At 63.7% G+C, this 16335-nt stretch carries 17 protein-coding genes; 4 read left to right on the forward strand and 13 right to left on the reverse strand.

The annotated features are described in order from the left end of the window. Positions 1 to 274: 274 nt before the first annotated feature. From N5J71_RS10475 to N5J71_RS10530, 12 genes are all read right to left on the reverse strand, one after another. Positions 275 to 586, reverse strand: coding sequence for a YkgJ family cysteine cluster protein (locus N5J71_RS10475; RefSeq protein ID WP_003459516.1), 312 nt, complete (start codon positions 584 to 586; stop codon positions 275 to 277). Between the two features lie 318 nt (positions 587 to 904). After that, a complete protein-coding gene (locus tag N5J71_RS10480) occupies positions 905 to 1432 on the reverse strand; it encodes a DUF2878 domain-containing protein (RefSeq protein ID WP_074861227.1) in 528 nt (175 codons plus the stop codon). Then, positions 1425 to 2699 carry an SAM-dependent methyltransferase gene (locus N5J71_RS10485; protein WP_279916827.1) on the reverse strand — a complete coding sequence of 425 codons (1275 nt, stop codon included), beginning with the start codon at positions 2697 to 2699 and terminating at the stop codon, positions 1425 to 1427. The genes N5J71_RS10480 and N5J71_RS10485 overlap by 8 nt, the downstream gene beginning before the upstream one ends. Next, a complete protein-coding gene (locus N5J71_RS10490) occupies positions 2686 to 3486 on the reverse strand; it encodes a DUF1365 domain-containing protein (protein WP_108234471.1) in 801 nt (266 codons plus the stop codon). The genes N5J71_RS10485 and N5J71_RS10490 overlap by 14 nt, the downstream gene beginning before the upstream one ends. After that, positions 3486 to 4733 (reverse strand): NAD(P)/FAD-dependent oxidoreductase, encoded by a 1248-nt coding sequence (locus N5J71_RS10495; RefSeq protein ID WP_279916828.1) that lies wholly within the window; start codon positions 4731 to 4733, stop codon positions 3486 to 3488. The genes N5J71_RS10490 and N5J71_RS10495 overlap by 1 nt, the downstream gene beginning before the upstream one ends. Beyond that, on the reverse strand, positions 4730 to 5485 hold the full coding sequence (locus tag N5J71_RS10500; RefSeq protein WP_074861219.1) for an SDR family NAD(P)-dependent oxidoreductase: 756 nt from the start codon (positions 5483 to 5485) through the stop codon (positions 4730 to 4732). Before N5J71_RS10500 ends, N5J71_RS10495 begins: the two co-directional genes overlap by 4 nt. Beyond that, complete coding sequence (locus N5J71_RS10505) at positions 5482 to 5904, reverse strand: nuclear transport factor 2 family protein (protein ID WP_074861217.1); 423 nt, start codon at positions 5902 to 5904, stop codon at positions 5482 to 5484. The genes N5J71_RS10500 and N5J71_RS10505 overlap by 4 nt, the downstream gene beginning before the upstream one ends. After that, the gene (phrB, locus tag N5J71_RS10510) at positions 5901 to 7337 is read right to left on the reverse strand and encodes a deoxyribodipyrimidine photo-lyase (RefSeq protein ID WP_279916829.1); all 1437 of its coding nucleotides are present in this window, start codon (positions 7335 to 7337) and stop codon (positions 5901 to 5903) included. Before phrB ends, N5J71_RS10505 begins: the two co-directional genes overlap by 4 nt. Next, the gene (locus tag N5J71_RS10515; protein WP_074861232.1) at positions 7325 to 8281 is read right to left on the reverse strand and encodes a MerR family transcriptional regulator; all 957 of its coding nucleotides are present in this window, start codon (positions 8279 to 8281) and stop codon (positions 7325 to 7327) included. Before N5J71_RS10515 ends, phrB begins: the two co-directional genes overlap by 13 nt. A 4-nt stretch (positions 8282 to 8285) precedes the next feature. Beyond that, positions 8286 to 9236, reverse strand: a complete 951-nt coding sequence (locus N5J71_RS10520) for a YbgA family protein (protein ID WP_074861213.1) — start codon at positions 9234 to 9236, stop codon at positions 8286 to 8288. A 167-nt stretch (positions 9237 to 9403) separates the two neighbouring features. Further along, on the reverse strand, positions 9404 to 9646 hold the full coding sequence (locus tag N5J71_RS10525) for a TIGR02450 family Trp-rich protein (RefSeq protein WP_074861211.1): 243 nt from the start codon (positions 9644 to 9646) through the stop codon (positions 9404 to 9406). After that, positions 9643 to 10629 (reverse strand): NAD(P)/FAD-dependent oxidoreductase, encoded by a 987-nt coding sequence (locus N5J71_RS10530; RefSeq protein WP_279916830.1) that lies wholly within the window; start codon positions 10627 to 10629, stop codon positions 9643 to 9645. Before N5J71_RS10530 ends, N5J71_RS10525 begins: the two co-directional genes overlap by 4 nt. 191 nt (positions 10630 to 10820) lie before the next feature. Between N5J71_RS10530 and N5J71_RS10535 the strand changes: the two genes are divergently transcribed. From N5J71_RS10535 to N5J71_RS10550, 4 genes are all read left to right on the forward strand, one after another. Continuing rightward, positions 10821 to 11723: a TIGR01777 family oxidoreductase gene (locus tag N5J71_RS10535; protein WP_279916831.1), complete on the forward strand. Its 903-nt coding sequence runs from the start codon at positions 10821 to 10823 to the stop codon at positions 11721 to 11723. Positions 11724 to 11936: 213 nt separating this feature from the next. Beyond that, positions 11937 to 12959, forward strand: coding sequence for a ferrochelatase (gene hemH, locus N5J71_RS10540; RefSeq protein WP_125874837.1), 1023 nt, complete (start codon positions 11937 to 11939; stop codon positions 12957 to 12959). A gap of 309 nt (positions 12960 to 13268) precedes the next feature. Continuing rightward, the gene (locus N5J71_RS10545) at positions 13269 to 14600 is read left to right on the forward strand and encodes a spinster family MFS transporter (RefSeq protein ID WP_279916832.1); all 1332 of its coding nucleotides are present in this window, start codon (positions 13269 to 13271) and stop codon (positions 14598 to 14600) included. Positions 14601 to 14743: 143 nt separating this feature from the next. Further along, a complete protein-coding gene (locus N5J71_RS10550; RefSeq protein ID WP_279916833.1) occupies positions 14744 to 15517 on the forward strand; it encodes a hypothetical protein in 774 nt (257 codons plus the stop codon). 35 nt (positions 15518 to 15552) lie between these two features. On the opposite strand, the gene N5J71_RS10555 is transcribed toward N5J71_RS10550, so the two are convergent. Continuing rightward, entirely contained in the window at positions 15553 to 15894 is a 342-nt protein-coding gene (locus N5J71_RS10555) for a zinc ribbon domain-containing protein YjdM (protein WP_108234459.1), read from the reverse strand. Positions 15895 to 16335 lie beyond the last annotated feature (441 nt).

The raw sequence follows: 16335 nt of genomic DNA on the forward strand, positions 1-16335 counted from the left end.
GAGGTAGGAGTCGGAAACTCCGAGGGCCGGTCTGGGCGCTTAGCTACCGCAGGCGACACATCAACGGAACCAAGCTCGCTGATGCTGTTTGTCAGTAGGCAGGAACCGCCGTATACGGAACCGTACGTACGGTGGTGTGGGAGGACGGCGGGGGTGACCCCGCCTCCTACCCGATTCAGCGCGCAGAAGGTCAAGCTGTAGCGCTTAACTGACTGGCATTAGGCAAGCCCCGGTCTTTTTCATTGTGCCTCTGGCCTGTGCGCGGTGCGCTCCGCTAGCGATAGGCCTGAGCGATGCCCCGGCGCTCTTCCAGGCATTCGGCCGCACCCAGCTCGAACTCCCGGCAGATCAGTGGGCGCACCTCGTAGATGGTGCAGCGCATGCTGTTGCGGTCCAGCGCTGCGCACCAGTTGTCGTCCAGGCGACGCATCACTTCGCTGCCCCACTGGTCGGTATCGATCAAATGCTGCGGCACGTCGTTATCGCCGAACAGCATCACTTCCAGCTGGCAGCAGCAAGCCGCGCAAGTGCTGCAACTGATCTCGGGTTCGGTTGGCAGTTGGGTATGGGGGATGGTCTGGCTCATGGCGCGGCAGTGTACGCCATGCAGTGGATACGCGGGGCTTTTCGTAGGAGCCCCGCCTCGGGGCGAAGCGTTTTGGGGCCGCGCCGCCTGGTTCGCGGCGCGGCGCCGCTCCTACGCATGCGGGCATTTGTGCTTTTCGTAGGAGCCCCGCCTCGGGGCGAAGCGTTTTGGGGCCGCGCCGCCTGGTTCGCGGCGGGGCGCCGCTCCTACACATGCGGGCATTTGTGCTTTTCGTAGGAGCCCCGCCCCGGGGCGAAGCTTTTCGAACCCGAGCCGAAGTGGTTTGCGGCGAGGCGCCGCTCCTACGGAGGCTATCGGCTAGGCCGAGCGGCGGCTGCGCAGGCTCTGCTCGTATTGCGCACGATAGAGTTTGGCGAAGCCGTGCAGCACCGGCATCACCATGGCCCAGACCAGCGCCAGAATGGCCAGGGTTGGCCAGGTACCCAGTGGCAGGGTGACGCCGGCGATCTTGGCGCCGCCGTAGTAGGACAGCGGTGCGGCAACCGCGCCGAGCAGGCTGGCTCGCCACCAGGGCTGGGCAGTCCAGGCCAGACAGTGATTGAGCGTGCTGGCCAGTAGCAGCCAGAGCAGGGCCAGCCACAGGGGGATCAGCTGGCGCTCCTCGCCGAAATCGAATACGCCGAGGTTGAGCAGAAAACTGTCCAGCGCGCTGCCGGCGAGAAACACGCTGAGCAGCAGCTTGCCTTCGGCCGCCCAACTGCTGACCCACAGCAGGTGCACGCCAATGATCACTGCCACCACCAGCAGCCAGGGGCTGTCGCCAGCAAAGACGCAGACCAGCCAGCCGAGCTGGAACAGGAGGGCATTGGCGATCAGCTTAGGCATCGAAGTTTCCTAACAGAGGCGCAGGGCGTGCGGCCGGTTTGGCCAGCAGCAATTGCGCGGTGCCAATGGTGCGTTCGAGGAAGCCGCCTTCGCAATAGCAGAGGTAGAACTCCCACAGGCGATAGAAGTAATCGTCGTAGCCCAACTGCTCCAGGCACTGCCGCGCGTGACGCAGGTTGTCGTGCCACAGACGCAGGGTACGCGCGTAGTGCAGGCCGAAATCTTCCATGTGATGCAGGTTGAAGTCGGTATGCCGGGTGACCACGTCGAGCATCTTCTGCACCGAGGGCAGGGCGCCGCCGGGGAAGATGTAGCGCTGGATGAAGTCCACCGACTTGCAGGCCTGCTCGTAGCGTTGATCACGGATGGTGATGGCCTGTAGCAGCATCAGCCCGTCGGGCTTGAGCAGGCGCGCGCACTGCTCGAAGTAGGTGGGCAGGAAGCGATGGCCGACGGCTTCGATCATCTCGATGGAGACCAGCTTGTCGTACTGGCCATCGAGGTCGCGGTAGTCCTCCAGCAGCAGGGTGACGCGATCCTCCAGGCCCAGCTCGCGAATGCGTCGCTCGGTATGGGCGTGCTGCTCGCGCGACAAGGTGGTGGTGGTCACCCGGCAGCCGTAATGAGTAGCGGCATAGATGGCCATGCTGCCCCAGCCGGTACCGATCTCCAGCAAGTGGTCCGTAGGCTGCAGTGCAAGTTTCTGGCAGATGCGTTCGAGCTTGTTGAGCTGCGCCTGCTCCAGGCTGTCGTCCTCGTTCGCGAACATGGCTGCCGAATACATCATGGTCGGGTCGAGGAATTGTTCGAACAGGTCATTGCCCAGGTCGTAGTGTGCGGCGATATTGCGGCGCGAGCCCTTGCGGGTGTTGCGATTGAGCCAGTGCAGGCCCTGGATAAGCGGCCGGCCGAGGCGCGCCAGGCCACCCTCCATGGCGTCCAGCACGTCGAGGTTGGCGACGAAGATGCGAATCACCGCAGTCAGGTCCGGCGTGCTCCAGTAGCCATGTATGTAGGCTTCGCCCGAGCCGATCGAGCCATTGCCCGCCACCAGACCCCAGACCGCAGGGTCATGCACGGTGATTTCGGCGCGCAGATGAGCCTGGGGGTTACCGAAGTGCAGGCTGTCACCCGCCTCATGAATTACCAGCAGACCGTGGTGCAGGTTCTGCAGCTGGCGCATCACGGCGCGCCGCAACAGACCGGCGCCAATGCCGTTGCCACTGCGTACCAGGCTTCTTGTTGCGGTCAGGCTAGAGCTCTTCATGGGGCATGTCCTTCGCTTGCGGGCGGGCTACACGGAAGCTGCCTTCCGCGGGCTTGTGGTCGAAAATCGGGATGCGCTTGAACAGCAGGCGCATCGCCTGCCAGTAGATGGCGGCCAGGGTTTTGCCGGTCATCCAGGGGAAACTCAGCAGATAGCGGTGCAGGCTGGCGCGGTCGAGAGCTTCGCGGTGCAGGCTGAGGCTGGCATCGAACATCTTGGTATCGGCTTGCCAGTCGGCCATGTGCACGCCAAGGCGTTCGCCGACGGCGCTGAAACTCATGCGGTATTGCAGCTCGCGCGGCAGGAAAGGCGAGACGTGAAAGGCCTTGTCCACGCTGACTTGATGGCGGCCTTCACCCTCTGCCGGCAGCACGTAGTGATAACGCTCACGCCACGGCGTATTGCTGACTTCACAGAGAATCGCCATCAGTCGCTGGTCGGCGTCATGGCAGTAAAAGATGCTCACTGGATTGAACGCCAGGCCCCAGCTGCGCGGCTGCGTCAGCACGCAGATGCGACCTTGCGGGCGTGTGCCCAGTGCCTGCTCCACGCGATCGCGCACCGCCTCATGCAGGGGCACGCCCTGGCGGGTGGACTCGGGCAGGTAGTCGCTCTCGCGAAAGGCGAATGGCGCCCAGCGGCCGGAACCGGCCAGCTTTGACAGGGCGAACAGCTGCGCCTGCTCACTCAGGTCGAGGTACAGCAGACCCATGCGATAGCGAAAGGCATGGGCGCGCGGGGCGAAGCGGCGATGCTGCACCCAGCCGCTGTACAGGGCGCTGTGCATCAGAGCGTCTCTCCGAAGGCACGGGCTACGCGCAGTGCGCTGACCACGCCATCTTCATGAAAACCGTTGGCCCAGTAGGCGCCGCAATAGTAGGTGTGCTGCGCGCCGAGCAGCTCTTCCCAGCGCGCTTGCGCCGCCGTGCCGGCCAGGCTGTACTGCGGGTGGGCGTACTGGAAGCGTGCGAGGATCTTGCTCGGGTCGATGGCGGCCGTCTGGTTGAGGCTGACGCAGAAGGTGGTGTCGCTGTCGATGCCCTGCAGGATGTTCATGTCGTAGGTCACCGCCGCCATCTGTTCACGCGGCCCGCCCAGGCGATAGTTCCAGCTGGCCCAGGCCAGCTTGCGCTTGGGCAGCAGGCGCGTGTCGGTGTGCAGCACCACGTCGTTGTTGGCGTAGGGCAGGGCGCCGAGGATTTCACTTTCTTTCTCGCTGGCTTGATCGAGCAGGGCCAGGGCCTGGTCGCTGTGGCAGGCGAAGATCACCTTGTCGAAGCGCTCGCTGCCGGCAGCGCTGTGCAGGGTGACGCCATCCTGATCACGCACGACGCGGCTGACCGGGCAGTTGAGGCGAATGCGCTCGGCGAAGCTGGCGGTCAAGGGCGCCACGTAGCTGCGCGAGCCGCCTTCGATCACCTGCCAGGTCGGCCGGTCGCTGACCGAGAGCAGGCCGTGGTTCTTGCAGAAGCGCACGAAGAACTGCAGCGGGAAACCGAGCATGTCGGCCAGTGACATCGACCAGATGGCCGAGCCCATCGGCACGATGTAATGCTCGATGAAGCGGCGGCCATAGCCGTTGCTGTCGAGGTACTGGCCGAGCGTGGTGTCGGCGCTGATGCGGTTGTTGGCCAGGTCGTCCAGCGACTGGCGATTGAAACGCAGGATGTCGCGCAGCATGCCCCAGAACGCCGGCGACAGCAGGTTGCTGCGTTGGGCGAACAGGGTATTGAGGTCGTGGCCGTTGTACTCCACGCCGGTGGCCGGGTCGCTGACCGAGAAGCTCATTTCGGTGGGCTTGAAGCCGACGCCGATCTGCTCCAGCAGGCGAATGAAGTTGGGGTAGGTCCAGTCGTTGAAGACGATGAAACCGGTATCGATGGCGTAGCTGCGACCGTCCACCTGCACGTCGACGGTATGGGTGTGGCCGCCGATCCAGTCGCTGGCTTCGAACACCTGAATGTCGTGCTGGCGATTGAGCAGGTAGGCACAGGTCAGGCCGGCGATGCCGCTGCCGACGATGGCGATTTTCATGCGTTGTCCTCGTTGCGCGCCAGGCGGCGACCTATGGCCAGTTGCAGGCTGCTGGGCAGGCTGCCGAGCAGTTTCAGCACGGCGATGAAGGGAGTGGGAAAGGCGACCTCGTGTGGGCGCTTGTCCAGGCGTTCGGCGATGTGCCGTGCGGCGCGCTCCACCGGCCAGCGCATGGGCATCGGAAAGTCGTTCTTCTGCGTCAGCGGGGTGTCGACGAAACCGGGGCTGACCAGGGTGACGTCGATGCCTTCGCTGGCCAAATCGATGCGCAGCGTCTGCAGCAGGTAACGCATGGCGGCCTTGGACGCACCATAGGCCTCGGCACGCGGCAGCGGCATGAAGGTGACCGAGCTGCCCACACCGACCAGATGCGGGCGGTTGCCCTGGCGCAGCAGCGGCAGGGCGGTTTCGATGCAGTAGCTGGCAGAAAACAGGTTGGCCTTGACCACGCGCTCGATCATCGCCGCCTCGAACTGACGCACCTCGACGTATTCGCAGGTGCCGGCATTGAGGATCACGCAATCCAGTGCGCCCCACTGCTGGGCGATGCGCTGGCCAATGGCACGCACCTGTTCGGCGTCGGTCAGGTCACCCGGGGCGACCAGTACCTGCTCGCCATAGCGCGTGGCAAAGTCTTGCAACGGGCCACTGCTGCGTGCGCTCAACGCCAGCTGGTGGCCGGCCTTGAGCAGTTCTTCGGCCAGGGCAGCGCCGATGCCGCTGCTGGCACCGGTCAGCCAGATGCGTTTCATGCCAGCCTCCGCTTCAACCAGGCGATCACGCTGCCGAGTACCGGCAGATGTTCATAGAGCAGTGCGCCAGCATCGAAGTAGTCACGGTGTTGATAAACGCGCTCACGCCAGAGCAGGTGCGAGCAGCCTTCGACGGCGATTTCCTCGCCGCCACGTAGGCGTGGGTGGCGATAACGCATGGTCCAGCGCAGGTAGCCCTCACCTTTGGCGACCTGATCGAAGCCGTGGAACTCGAAACGCAGCGCCTCGACGTTGGCGTAGAGTTCGGCGAAATAGCGGCGCAGCGCTGTCAGCCCATGCACTTCATGCAGCGGGTCGCGAAACAGCAGGTCATCGCTGTACAGCTCGCCGAGCAGATCGAGGTTGTCCTTGTTCAGCGCGGCGAAGCGCTCGGCGAAGTCGTGAAGAAATGCACTCATGCCGGAACCTCCCGCGCAGACAGGTTCTTGAACGCCGCCAACGCGCGTTCACGCGAGCGCGACAGATCGACGATCGGGCGCGGGTAACCGGCGGGCGCGAACAGGCCGCCCAGTGCGGACGGGTCATGAATATCGCGCTTGTTCAGGCCGGCCAGTTCCGGCACCCACTGGCGAATGAACTGGCCTTCGGGATCGAACTTCTGCGACTGGCTGATCGGGTTGAAAATGCGGAAGTACGGCGCTGCATCGGTGCCAGTGGAGGCGCTCCACTGCCAGCCGCCGTTGTTCGCCGCCAGATCGCCATCGATCAGGTGACGCATGAAGAAGCGCTCGCCCTCGCGCCAGTCGATCAGCAGGTTCTTGGTCAGGAACATGGCGACGATCATGCGCAGGCGGTTGTGCATCCAGCCGGTTTCCAGCAGTTGGCGCATGGCCGCATCGATGATCGGCAGGCCGGTGCGGCCCTCTTGCCAGGCGGCCAGGTCTTCGGGGGCGTGGCGCCATGGCACCGCCTCGGTTTCCAGGCGGAAGGCACGGTGGCGCGATACCCGTGGGTAGCCGACCAGTGTGTGCTTGTAGAACTCACGCCAGAGCAGCTCGTTGATCCAGGTGACGACGCCTGGGTTGCCACTGTCGAACTCGCCCTGATTGGCCGCGAGCGCGGCATGTAGGCATTGGCGCGGCGATACGACGCCGGCGGCCAGGTAGGCTGACAACTGGCTGGTGCCAGGCTTGGCGGGGAAGTCGCGTTCGTCCTTGTAGTAGGTGACCTGCTCGTCGCTAAAGCGCTGCAGGCGCTGCAGGGCCGCCTCCTCTCCGGCGGGCCAGAGCAGGCGCAGGCTGGCGCTGGGTGTGGCGAAACCCTCTGCGGTTTCGGGTATCGCCTCACTGCCGATGGCCAGCGGCGTTTGCGCCTTCGGTGGGGCGATCAATGCCGGCAGGGCCGTGTGCAGGCGCTCGTAGCACACCTTGCGGAACTGGCTGTAGACCTGGAAGTAGCCGCCGGAGCGGGTCAGTACGCTGCCAGGCTTGAACAACAGCTGATCGAGATGGCTGTGCCAGGCAATGGCCTGCTGGCCGAGGTAGGCGCAGACCTGCTGATCGCGCAGGCTCTCGTTGATGCCGTACTCCTCGTTGACGTGCACGGCGCTGATGTCGTGTTCATGACACACCTCGGCGACCTGCAGCGGCGCCTCGCTCCAGTCGTGGCAGTGGCGTACCAGCAGCGGCACATTGAGCGCCGCCAGGGCCTTGCTCAGCTCCGCCAGGTTGCGCAGCCAGAAGTCCACCTTGCTCGCGGCGTCGTCATGGCGCTGCCACTGGCCGGGCGTGACCAGATACAGGGCGATGGTCGCGCCGCTGCTCATGGCGCGGCTCAGGGCGGTGTTGTCCTGGGTGCGCAGGTCGCTGCGAAACCACATCAGTTGCTGCATGGGGTTACCTCTTGGGTGCCGAGCAAACCCTGTTGCAACAGCCAGGCGTGCGCGGCGAGCGGGTCGCTGGCCGACTCCAGGCTGGTCAGCGAGTCGCGGTGAATGTGAGCGGCGGGGCCGGCGAGCAGCAGCGGCACCCGGCATTGTTCGGCCAGACGGGGTAACTGGCGGCGTACCAGGGCGCCATCCAGCGCTTCTTCGGCATACAACAGCACGGCGCGCGGGGCGATGTGCTCCAGCGCCGTCAGCAGTTCATTGGTCGGCAGCGGCCAATCGAAGACCTCCACCGGACAATCGCTGGCGCTGGCCAGCCAGGCGCACAGCCACAGGCCCGGTTCCATCGGTGCCTCGCCGAGGTTGATCAGCAGCAGCGGCGCGCCACCGACCTGGCGATTGCAGTGGTAAATGCGGGTGGCCAGCTTGCTGCGCAGCCAGGAGAGGAAGAACACCTGCTCGGCACGTGCGCCGAACTGGCCCTGCCAGCGCTGGCGCAGTTCACCGAGCAGCGGCCACAGCAGTTGTTCGACCAGGGTGCTGGCCGGGTAGAGCGCCAGTGCCGAGTTGAAGCGATCATCCAGGCGTCGCTCGTTGAACTGGACGATGCAGCCGAGCAGCTCGTTGCGCTGACGTGACCAGTTGTCGCTGTGGGTTGCTTGCGGCACCTGCTCGTGGTCGAGCAGCGCCTTGACCTGGCCGACGGCAACGCCGCGAGCCAGCCAGGCGAGAATGGCGTTGATGCGTGCGAGGTTGGCCGGTGAGTAGAGGCGGTGTCCCTTGGGTGTGCGGTAGGGCACGATCAGCCCGTAGCGGCGTTCCCAGGCGCGCAGGGTCACGGCGTTGATGCCGGTGCTGCGGGCCACCTCGCGAATCGGCAGGTAGCCCTCGTCGAGCGCCTGGCGGTAGTCGTGGCCGGTTTCTTCTTCGGCGATGGTTTCGCTGGTCATGGCATCACAGCGCATTGCGCAGGCTGAGTGGCTCGGGGTGCGGCTGCAGATACGCTTGCTCGGCGATGTAGCGATCCGGGTGACGGCGGAAGTGGTGCTTGAGCAGCGTCAGCGGCACCACCAGCGGCACGATGCCGTCGCGGTATTGGCCAATCAGTTGCTGCATTTCCTGCTTCTCGGCGGGGCTGAGCGCACGCTTGAGATAGCCGCTCAGGTGCTGCAGCACGTTGCTGTGGGTGCCACGGGTGGCGCATTTCTTCAGCGCGCTCATCAGCTCGCTGAAATAGCGCGGCGCCAGCTCACCCAGATCGTGCTGGCTCAGGTCGCCGAGCATGCGTCCGAGCGTCTTGTAGCGCAGCGGGTCGGTGGCCATCAGCAGGTACTTGTAGCGCGAGTGGAAGGCGATTAGGGCGCGACGCGTCAGGCCTTGCTGCAACAGACGCTGCCATTCGGCGTGGGCATAGACGCGGGTGATGAAGTTCTCGCGCAACACCGGATCATTGAGGCGGCCGTCTTCTTCCACCGGCAGATCCGGATGCCGCGCGCATAAGGCCGCAGCGAAGATGCCGCGCCCCGGCTCGCTCGGGCGTCCGCCTTCCTGATACACCTTGACCCGCTCCAGGCCGCAGGACGGTGACTGCTGCATGAAGATGTAGCCGCTGATGCCCTGCAGTTCAGTGGCCATGCGTTCGCCGTAGGCGGCCAGGGCGTCGGTGACGTCTCGCGAGCGGTCGACGGTGCCGACGGCGCGCGGCGCTTGTGGGTCGCCGACCAGGCGAATCGGCTCCCGAGGGATCGACATGCCGATGCCGACTTCGGGACAGACCGGGATGAAATCGAAGTGTTCGGTCAGGCTGCGGCTGCACAGGCGCGACAGTTTGTGGCCACCGTTGTAGCGGACTTCGGCGCCCAGCAGGCAGGCGCTGATGCCCAGTTTGGCTTTGCTTGCTTGCATAACCTGACCTCATTAGACCTTGTACATGAAGTGATTCGTGTACAACTTGTGTCTATCATAGGTGCGCAGTTATACAAGTCAAATATTTTGTATAGGTTTGGTATTGGTTTTTCTGTGCAGGCAATCGGCGCCAGCCGAGGGGGCCGCCGCCGGGTATCACGGGAGGGTCAGCGCCAGCCTTGCAGCCAGCGTTCGCTGTCCTGCAACTGGTGCCAGTCGAGTTGCTGGCTGCGTTGTGTGAGGACCGCCTGAAGCTCGACGCCGAGGATGTTGTCCTGCTCGTCGCGGATCAGTTCGGTCACCAGGAAATGACGCTCGCGGTTCTGCGGCTGCGCGGCTGTCCATTTCGACAGCAGCAGTTTGCGCGGGTTGAGGCGGCGTTTTTCAGGCCTGTTGTTGGGTTGGCTCATTGCAGGTGCTCAAGCAGGCGACGCGCAGCATCCTGGCCGCTGAGCCAGGCGCCTTCGACCCGCCCCGACAGGCACCAGTCGCCACAGGCATACAGGCCCAGATCGGCATCGGCCAGTGCCCCCCACTGATGCGCCTGTGCCGGGCGTGCATACAGCCAGCGATGGGCGAGGGTGAAGCTCGGCGGCGGCACGGCGCAACCGATCAGCTCGGCGAAGGCGCCGTGCAGTTGTTCGATCACCGCTTCCTTGGGCAGATCGAGATTCTGCCGGCTCCAGACGCTGCTGGCGTGCAGCACCCAGGTGTCGAGGCGGGTGTCGCGGCCAGGTTTGCTGGGGTTGCGCGCCAGCCAGTCGAGCGGGCTGTCCTGCACGAAGCAGCCCTCGACGCGAGTGTCCAGGGGGCTGTCGAAACCCAGTGCGACCGCCCAGGTCGGGTCCATGATCACGCTCGCTGCGGTGCCAGCCAGTTTCGGCGCGGCTGCCAACAGGGCACTGGCTTGGGGGGCGGGCGTAGCAACGATCACATGGCTGTAAGGGCCGTGGCTGTTGCCTTCGGCATCGAGCAGGCTCCAGTAGCGGTCGCCACGGAACACTTCGGTGATACGGCAACTGAATTTGACCGGCAGGGCGCCGAGCATGGCACGGGTGATGGCACTCATACGCGGGCTGCCGACCCAGCGTAGTTGCTCGTCAGGTGAGGCGCTGAGCTGGCCGTCCTGGGCGTTGTACAGGCTCGGTTGCCACTCGGCGACCCAGCCGCGGGCCTGCCATTGCTGCACCACCTCGACGAAGCGGCGGTCACGTGCGGTGAAGTATTGTGCGCCAAGATCCAGGCTGCCTGCGTCACTGCGCTTGCTCGCCATGCGCCCGCCGCTACCACGGCTCTTGTCGAACAGTTCGATATCCTGGCCGGCGGCGTGCAGGGCCTGGGCAGCGGATAGCCCTGCGATGCCGGTGCCAATGATGGCGATGGGTGCGTTCATGGTTACCTCGTCAGCGCTGAATGCTATACAGGCTAAGGCTTGGACAAGAGCTATACAAGAGTGTTTTCATGTATAGCTGTCACCGAAAGCGGCGCTCCCTTACTTTAGGTTTAGGACAAACGCGACAGGTATGCGCGTCATGAACCAGACTAAAGGTGAAGTTTCTTCCATTGCCATGCGAGGACGATGCCATGCATATCCTGCTGACCGGCGGCACCGGTCTGATCGGACGAGCGCTCTGCGCGCACTGGAGCGAACAGGGCCACCGCCTGACTGTCTGGAGTCGTGAGCCAAGCAAGGTCGCGCGCCTCTGTGGGGCCGATGTTCGAGGCATTGCCCGGCTTGAAGAGCTGGGTGAAGAACCACTGGACGCGGTGATCAATCTGGCCGGCGCGCCCATTGCTGACCGCCCCTGGAGCAGCAAGCGCAAGGCTCTGTTATGGTCCAGCCGTATCGGGGTGACCGAGCAGTTGCTGGCCTGGCTGCAGGGGCGTACACAGCGTCCAGCGTTGTTGTTGTCGGGCTCGGCGGTGGGGTGGTACGGCAACGGCGGTGAACGTGAGCTGAGTGAAGATACGCCGCAGGTCACCGATGATTTCGCCGCGCAGCTGTGTGGGGCCTGGGAAGAAACTGCACAACGCGCCGAGGACCTGGGGATTCGCGTGGTGCTGGTGCGCACCGGCCTGGTGCTGAGCCCGGATGGCGGCATGCTCAAACGCCTGTTGCTGCCGTTCAAGCTCGGCCTGGGTGGGCGCATCGGTGATGGTCGGCAGTGGATGCCCTGGATTCATATCGCCGATCAAATCGGCCTGATCGATTTTCTCTTGCAGCAGGGCGACGCTCGCGGTCCTTATAATGCCTGCGCGCCATTACCCGTGCGCAATGCCGAGTTCAGCAAGGCGCTGGGCCAGGCGCTGAGCCGCCCGACCATTTTCCCGGCGCCGGCCTTCGTCCTGCGCGCTGCACTCGGCGAGATGTCCGAGTTGCTGCTCGGCGGCCAGCGTGCCGTGCCGGCGCGCCTGCTGGAGGCGGGTTTCAGTTTTCGTTTTACCCATCTGGATGTGGCACTAGCCGATCTATTGGGCCATCACTGACCGCAGGCAGTTGCAAAACTACCTGCGTTGCCATTGCAGCGTTAAAAACAGGCTCGGAATGCTCATTTACAAGACGTAAACTCCGCTTCCTCGCCTGTCTTGACTCGCTGGCGCTCGCCCTTCGGGCCAGCCTTCGGCTGTTACTCCCGATGGTCGTTGCGCCTTGCACTGGCTGCCTCGCTAACGTTTTTCAAAAGCCTGCTGGGATTTCGCATGACCGATCACGCATTGTTGCTGGTTAACCTGGGTTCGCCCGCGTCCACCGAAGTAGCCGATGTCCGCCGTTACCTCAATCAGTTCCTGATGGATCCCTACGTGATCGACCTGCCCTGGCCGCTGCGTCGATTGCTGGTGTCGCTGATTCTGATCAAGCGTCCTGCCGCATCGGCGCACGCCTACGCCTCGATCTGGTGGGAAGACGGTTCGCCGCTGGTGGTGATCAGTCGCCGTCTGCAGGAAGCGATGAAGGCTCATTGGACCCAGGGGCCGGTGGAGTTGGCCATGCGTTATGGTGAGCCTTCCATCGAGTCGACTCTGCAGCGTCTGGCTGCGCAGGGCATCCGTGACGTGACCCTGGCGCCGCTGTATCCGCAGTTCGCCGACAGCACCACCACCACGGTGATCGAAGAGGTCAAGCGGGTGGTGCGCGAGCGCGGCCTGAACATGCGTCTGTCCACTCTGCCGCCGTTCTACGATCAGCCGGAATACCTCGACGCCCTAGTGGCCAGCGCCAAGCCTTATCTGCAGCAGGATTTCGACCACCTGCTGCTGAGCTTTCACGGCCTGCCGGAGCGCCACCTGCACAAGCTCGACCCCAGCGGTCATTGCCTGAAAGGCGAAGATTGCTGCCGCAGCGCTTCGCCCGAGGTGCTCGCCAACTGTTACCGCGCGCAATGCCTGCGCAGTGCGGAGCTGTTCGCCCAGCGCATGGGCCTGCGTCCTGAGCAATGGTCGGTGAGCTTTCAGTCGCGTCTGGGGCGTGCCAAATGGATCGAGCCCTATACCGAGAGTCGTCTCGACGAGCTGGCTGCACAGGGCGTGAAGAAGCTGCTGGTGATGTGTCCGGCCTTCGTCGCCGACTGCATCGAGACCCTGGAGGAAATCGGCGACCGTGGCCGCGAGCAGTTCGTCGAGGCCGGTGGCGAGAGCCTGCAGCTGGTGCCCTGCCTGAACGATCATCCCGACTGGGCGGCGGCGTTAAAGGTGCTGTGCGAGCGGGCGCCACTGATGATCTGAGCGCCTGTTCAGGTAAAACAGCGCTGCGGCCAATGCCGGTCAGAGACAGAACGGTAGGAGCCGGCTTGCTGACGATCCGCTCAAAAAGCATCGCCGGCAAGCCGGCTCCTACAGATTCGCTTAACTGACGGGCAATACGCTCTGAGCGACTATTGAGTTTCGCTACCGAGCCATTCGCCTCGGCGGGTATGAAGCATTCGCCGATCTGATAACACCTTCGAGCGATACTCACTGCCGTTTATATCGTCCTAAGCTGGCGCTTCTTTCAACCGTCGCGTATCGCGTTCTGCGGTGCCGAGGAGAGCGTCCGTGCATAACAACAATAACGGCTATCCCTCCAGTGCCCGAGCCTGGACCACTGTTGCCATCCTGATGGTGGCGTATGTCCTGTCCTTCGTTGATCGGCAGATTCTCAACTTGCTGGTCGAGCCCATTCGTCGCGATTTGGCGATCAATGACACGCAGATGAGCCTGCTGATGGGCCTGTCGTTCGCCCTGTTCTACACCGTATGCGGCATTCCGCTGGGGCGGGTGGCCGATACTCGCAGTCGGCGCGGGTTGATCGCCGTCGGCATTCTGTTCTGGAGCGCCGCTACCGCCGCCTGCGGCATGGCCAAGATGTACTGGCAGTTTCTGCTGTGCCGCATCGGCGTGGGTGTGGGCGAGGCGGCGCTGTCGCCGGCAGCCTATTCGCTGATTGCCGACAGCTTTCCCGCCGAGCGCCGGGCCACGGCCATCAGCGTCTATTCCATGGGCGTCTACCTCGGCTCGGGCCTGGCCTTTCTGGTCGGTGGCCTGGTCATTCAGTTCGCCTCGGCGCAGGGCGACGTTACGTTGCCGGTGCTGGGTGAGGTGCGTCCCTGGCAGCTCATCTTCCTCATTCTCGGCGGTGCCGGCGTGCTCTTCACGTTGTTGATGTTCGCGGTCGAGGAGCCTGCTCGGCGTGGCGTCGGTGCTGGGGTGGCGGTGCCGCTCAGTGAAGTGGGGCGCTACATTCGTGCCAATCGACGTACCGTGCTGCTGCACAACTTCGGCTTCGCCGGTTTGGCCTTCGCCGGTTACGGTAGCGCCGCCTGGATACCGACCTTCTTCATCCGTACCCACGGTTGGGATGCCGGCCAGGTCGGCATTGTCTACGGCAGTATCGTTGCGGTATTCGGTTGCCTGGGGATCGTCTTCGGTGGGCGACTGGCTGACTGGATGGCCAAGCGCGGGCGCAGCGATGCCAACATGCGTGTCGGCCTTTACGCGGCTCTGGGTGCCTTGCCGATGGTGGTGCTGTTCCCGCTGATGGACAGCGCCTTCTGGGCCAGCATGCTGCTGGCGCCTGCGGTGTTCTGCCTGAGCATGCCGTTCGGCGTGGCGCCGGCAGCGATCCAGGAAATCATGCCCAACTCGATGCGCGGCCAGGCGTCGGCCATCTATCTGTTCGTCATCACCCTGATCGGCCTGGGCGTTGGTCCGACCGCTGTGGCACTGGTGACCGATTTCGTCTTCGCCGACGACAACGCGCTGCGCTACTCGCTGCTGATCGTCACCACCCTGGCGGTGTTGATGTCGATCATCCTGCTGGCCAAGAGTCTCAAGCCCTACCGCGAAAGCGTGACGCGCCTGGAGCAATGGGCCGCCAATCCAGCCTGAGTAGGCGCATTTTTCTGCCGTGCCGAGCATTGATCGGCACGGTTTATGCGCCAGGGCACAGGCAGCGTGGAATTTTTGCGCTTTACTGAGGTTCTGAGTGTTGCGCGCGCCATTGGGGCGCGTGCCAGCCAGGGAACCTCTGCATGGGAGCGAGGCCAGCGTCTGCTGCACAGGGCAGGCCAATCAACAGCTCGGTATTTTGGCAACGGCTGGTGCTGCCGGGGTTGGCTGCGCTGTTGTTGTTGGGTGGTTGCACAGGGCGCCTGGACAACGACTCCATCGTGCATACCCGCAGCCCGCTCAAGCCCGCCGAGGTGCTGCAGACCGATGTCGACCGTATGGCGACCCTGGCCATGCGCAACAACCTCAACAGCCTGTATCGGCTGATGAACAAGCTGTATCAACGTAACCCGCGCGAGTGGCGCAAGAATTCCCTGCCTGACGCCGCCGCTGCCGAACGCGCCATCCAGTACGCCATCGAACACAATCAGGATTGGCCGACACTGGGCGGTCGGCGTGATGTCGCGGCGCTGGATTACTCACTTAGCTCGGGATTCCAGGGCGACCGCGTGGCGGCCTTCACCTATGCCATCGGCAGCATGCTGGTGACGGCTCACGGCGGCCGCACCGAGTTCTACCTGACCGACAGCTTCAATGCGCAATTCATCCACAACGCTGCACGCAATCTGGAAAAGGCCGGCTGGATGCTGTCGCAGCGCCGTGATGCCACAGGCCGCCCGCTGCTGTTATCCAACGAGTTCTCCGAACAGGGCAACAACCTCAGCTACGCCGTGGAGTTCGGCAAGATGGTGGCGCGTCTCGATCTGCTCACCCATGTGCTGGAAGAGCGCTACCGGCGCATGGGCGCCAACTATGCGCAGAGCCTGTTCTTGCTGAATTTCCTGCCGGTGCAGTGAGCCGGCCGCCGCCCGTTGCGAGCGGCGGCGTAGCGTCACACCTTGCGTACGAACTCGGACTTGAGCTTCATCGCGCCGATGCCATCGATCTTGCAGTCGATGTCGTGATCGCCGTCGACCAGGCGAATGTTCTTCACCTTGGTGCCGACCTTGACCACCAGTGATGAGCCTTTGACCTTGAGGTCCTTGATCACGGTGATGGTGTCGCCGTCCTGTAGCAGGTTGCCAACCGAATCCTTGATCACCCGCGCGTCATCAGCGCCGTCGGCATTCTCGCCGGCTTTCCACTCATGGGCGCACTCGGGGCAGACCAGTTGATCGCTGTCTTCGTAGGTGTATTCGGAGTTGCATTTGGGGCAGGGCGGCAGAGCGGTCAAGAGGTGTCCTCGGTGCAGGTGAGAAACCGCAGATTATATAGGGTTTTGTCCGCAGGCGCCGCTCTAGGGCGCGGAGCGGCCTGGCGGACTTGTGTTTTAAATATTGGACTTGTTTTCCGGCGGTAGTTTGCCCGGATTGCCCTTAGAGCGCCTTTTAATGGGTGTTCACTTGTTGTGCGATAAATGGCTTACCAGAAAATCTTGAGCAGATTTGTTTGACATATTTTACGGCTCGGGCAGACTGGTTGCAGATTCCGTTGCCGAACCGGGTAGCGGGCAGCGTCGCTGTAGCCCCCTCTCTGGATGGAGTTGACCCGGTTCGAGCCGCCGTCGGAAGGCGGCACTCAGGCTCAGGATGAGTCTCGGTGCACGGGGTTAGCCAAACAGGCCGGAGGTGCTACAGCAGAGTGTTCTGCTGGCCTGCGGTCTGCACAGCAACGA

This window comes from Ectopseudomonas oleovorans, from assembly GCF_029845265.1.
Classification (GTDB): Bacteria; Pseudomonadota; Gammaproteobacteria; order Pseudomonadales; family Pseudomonadaceae; genus Aquipseudomonas; species Aquipseudomonas oleovorans.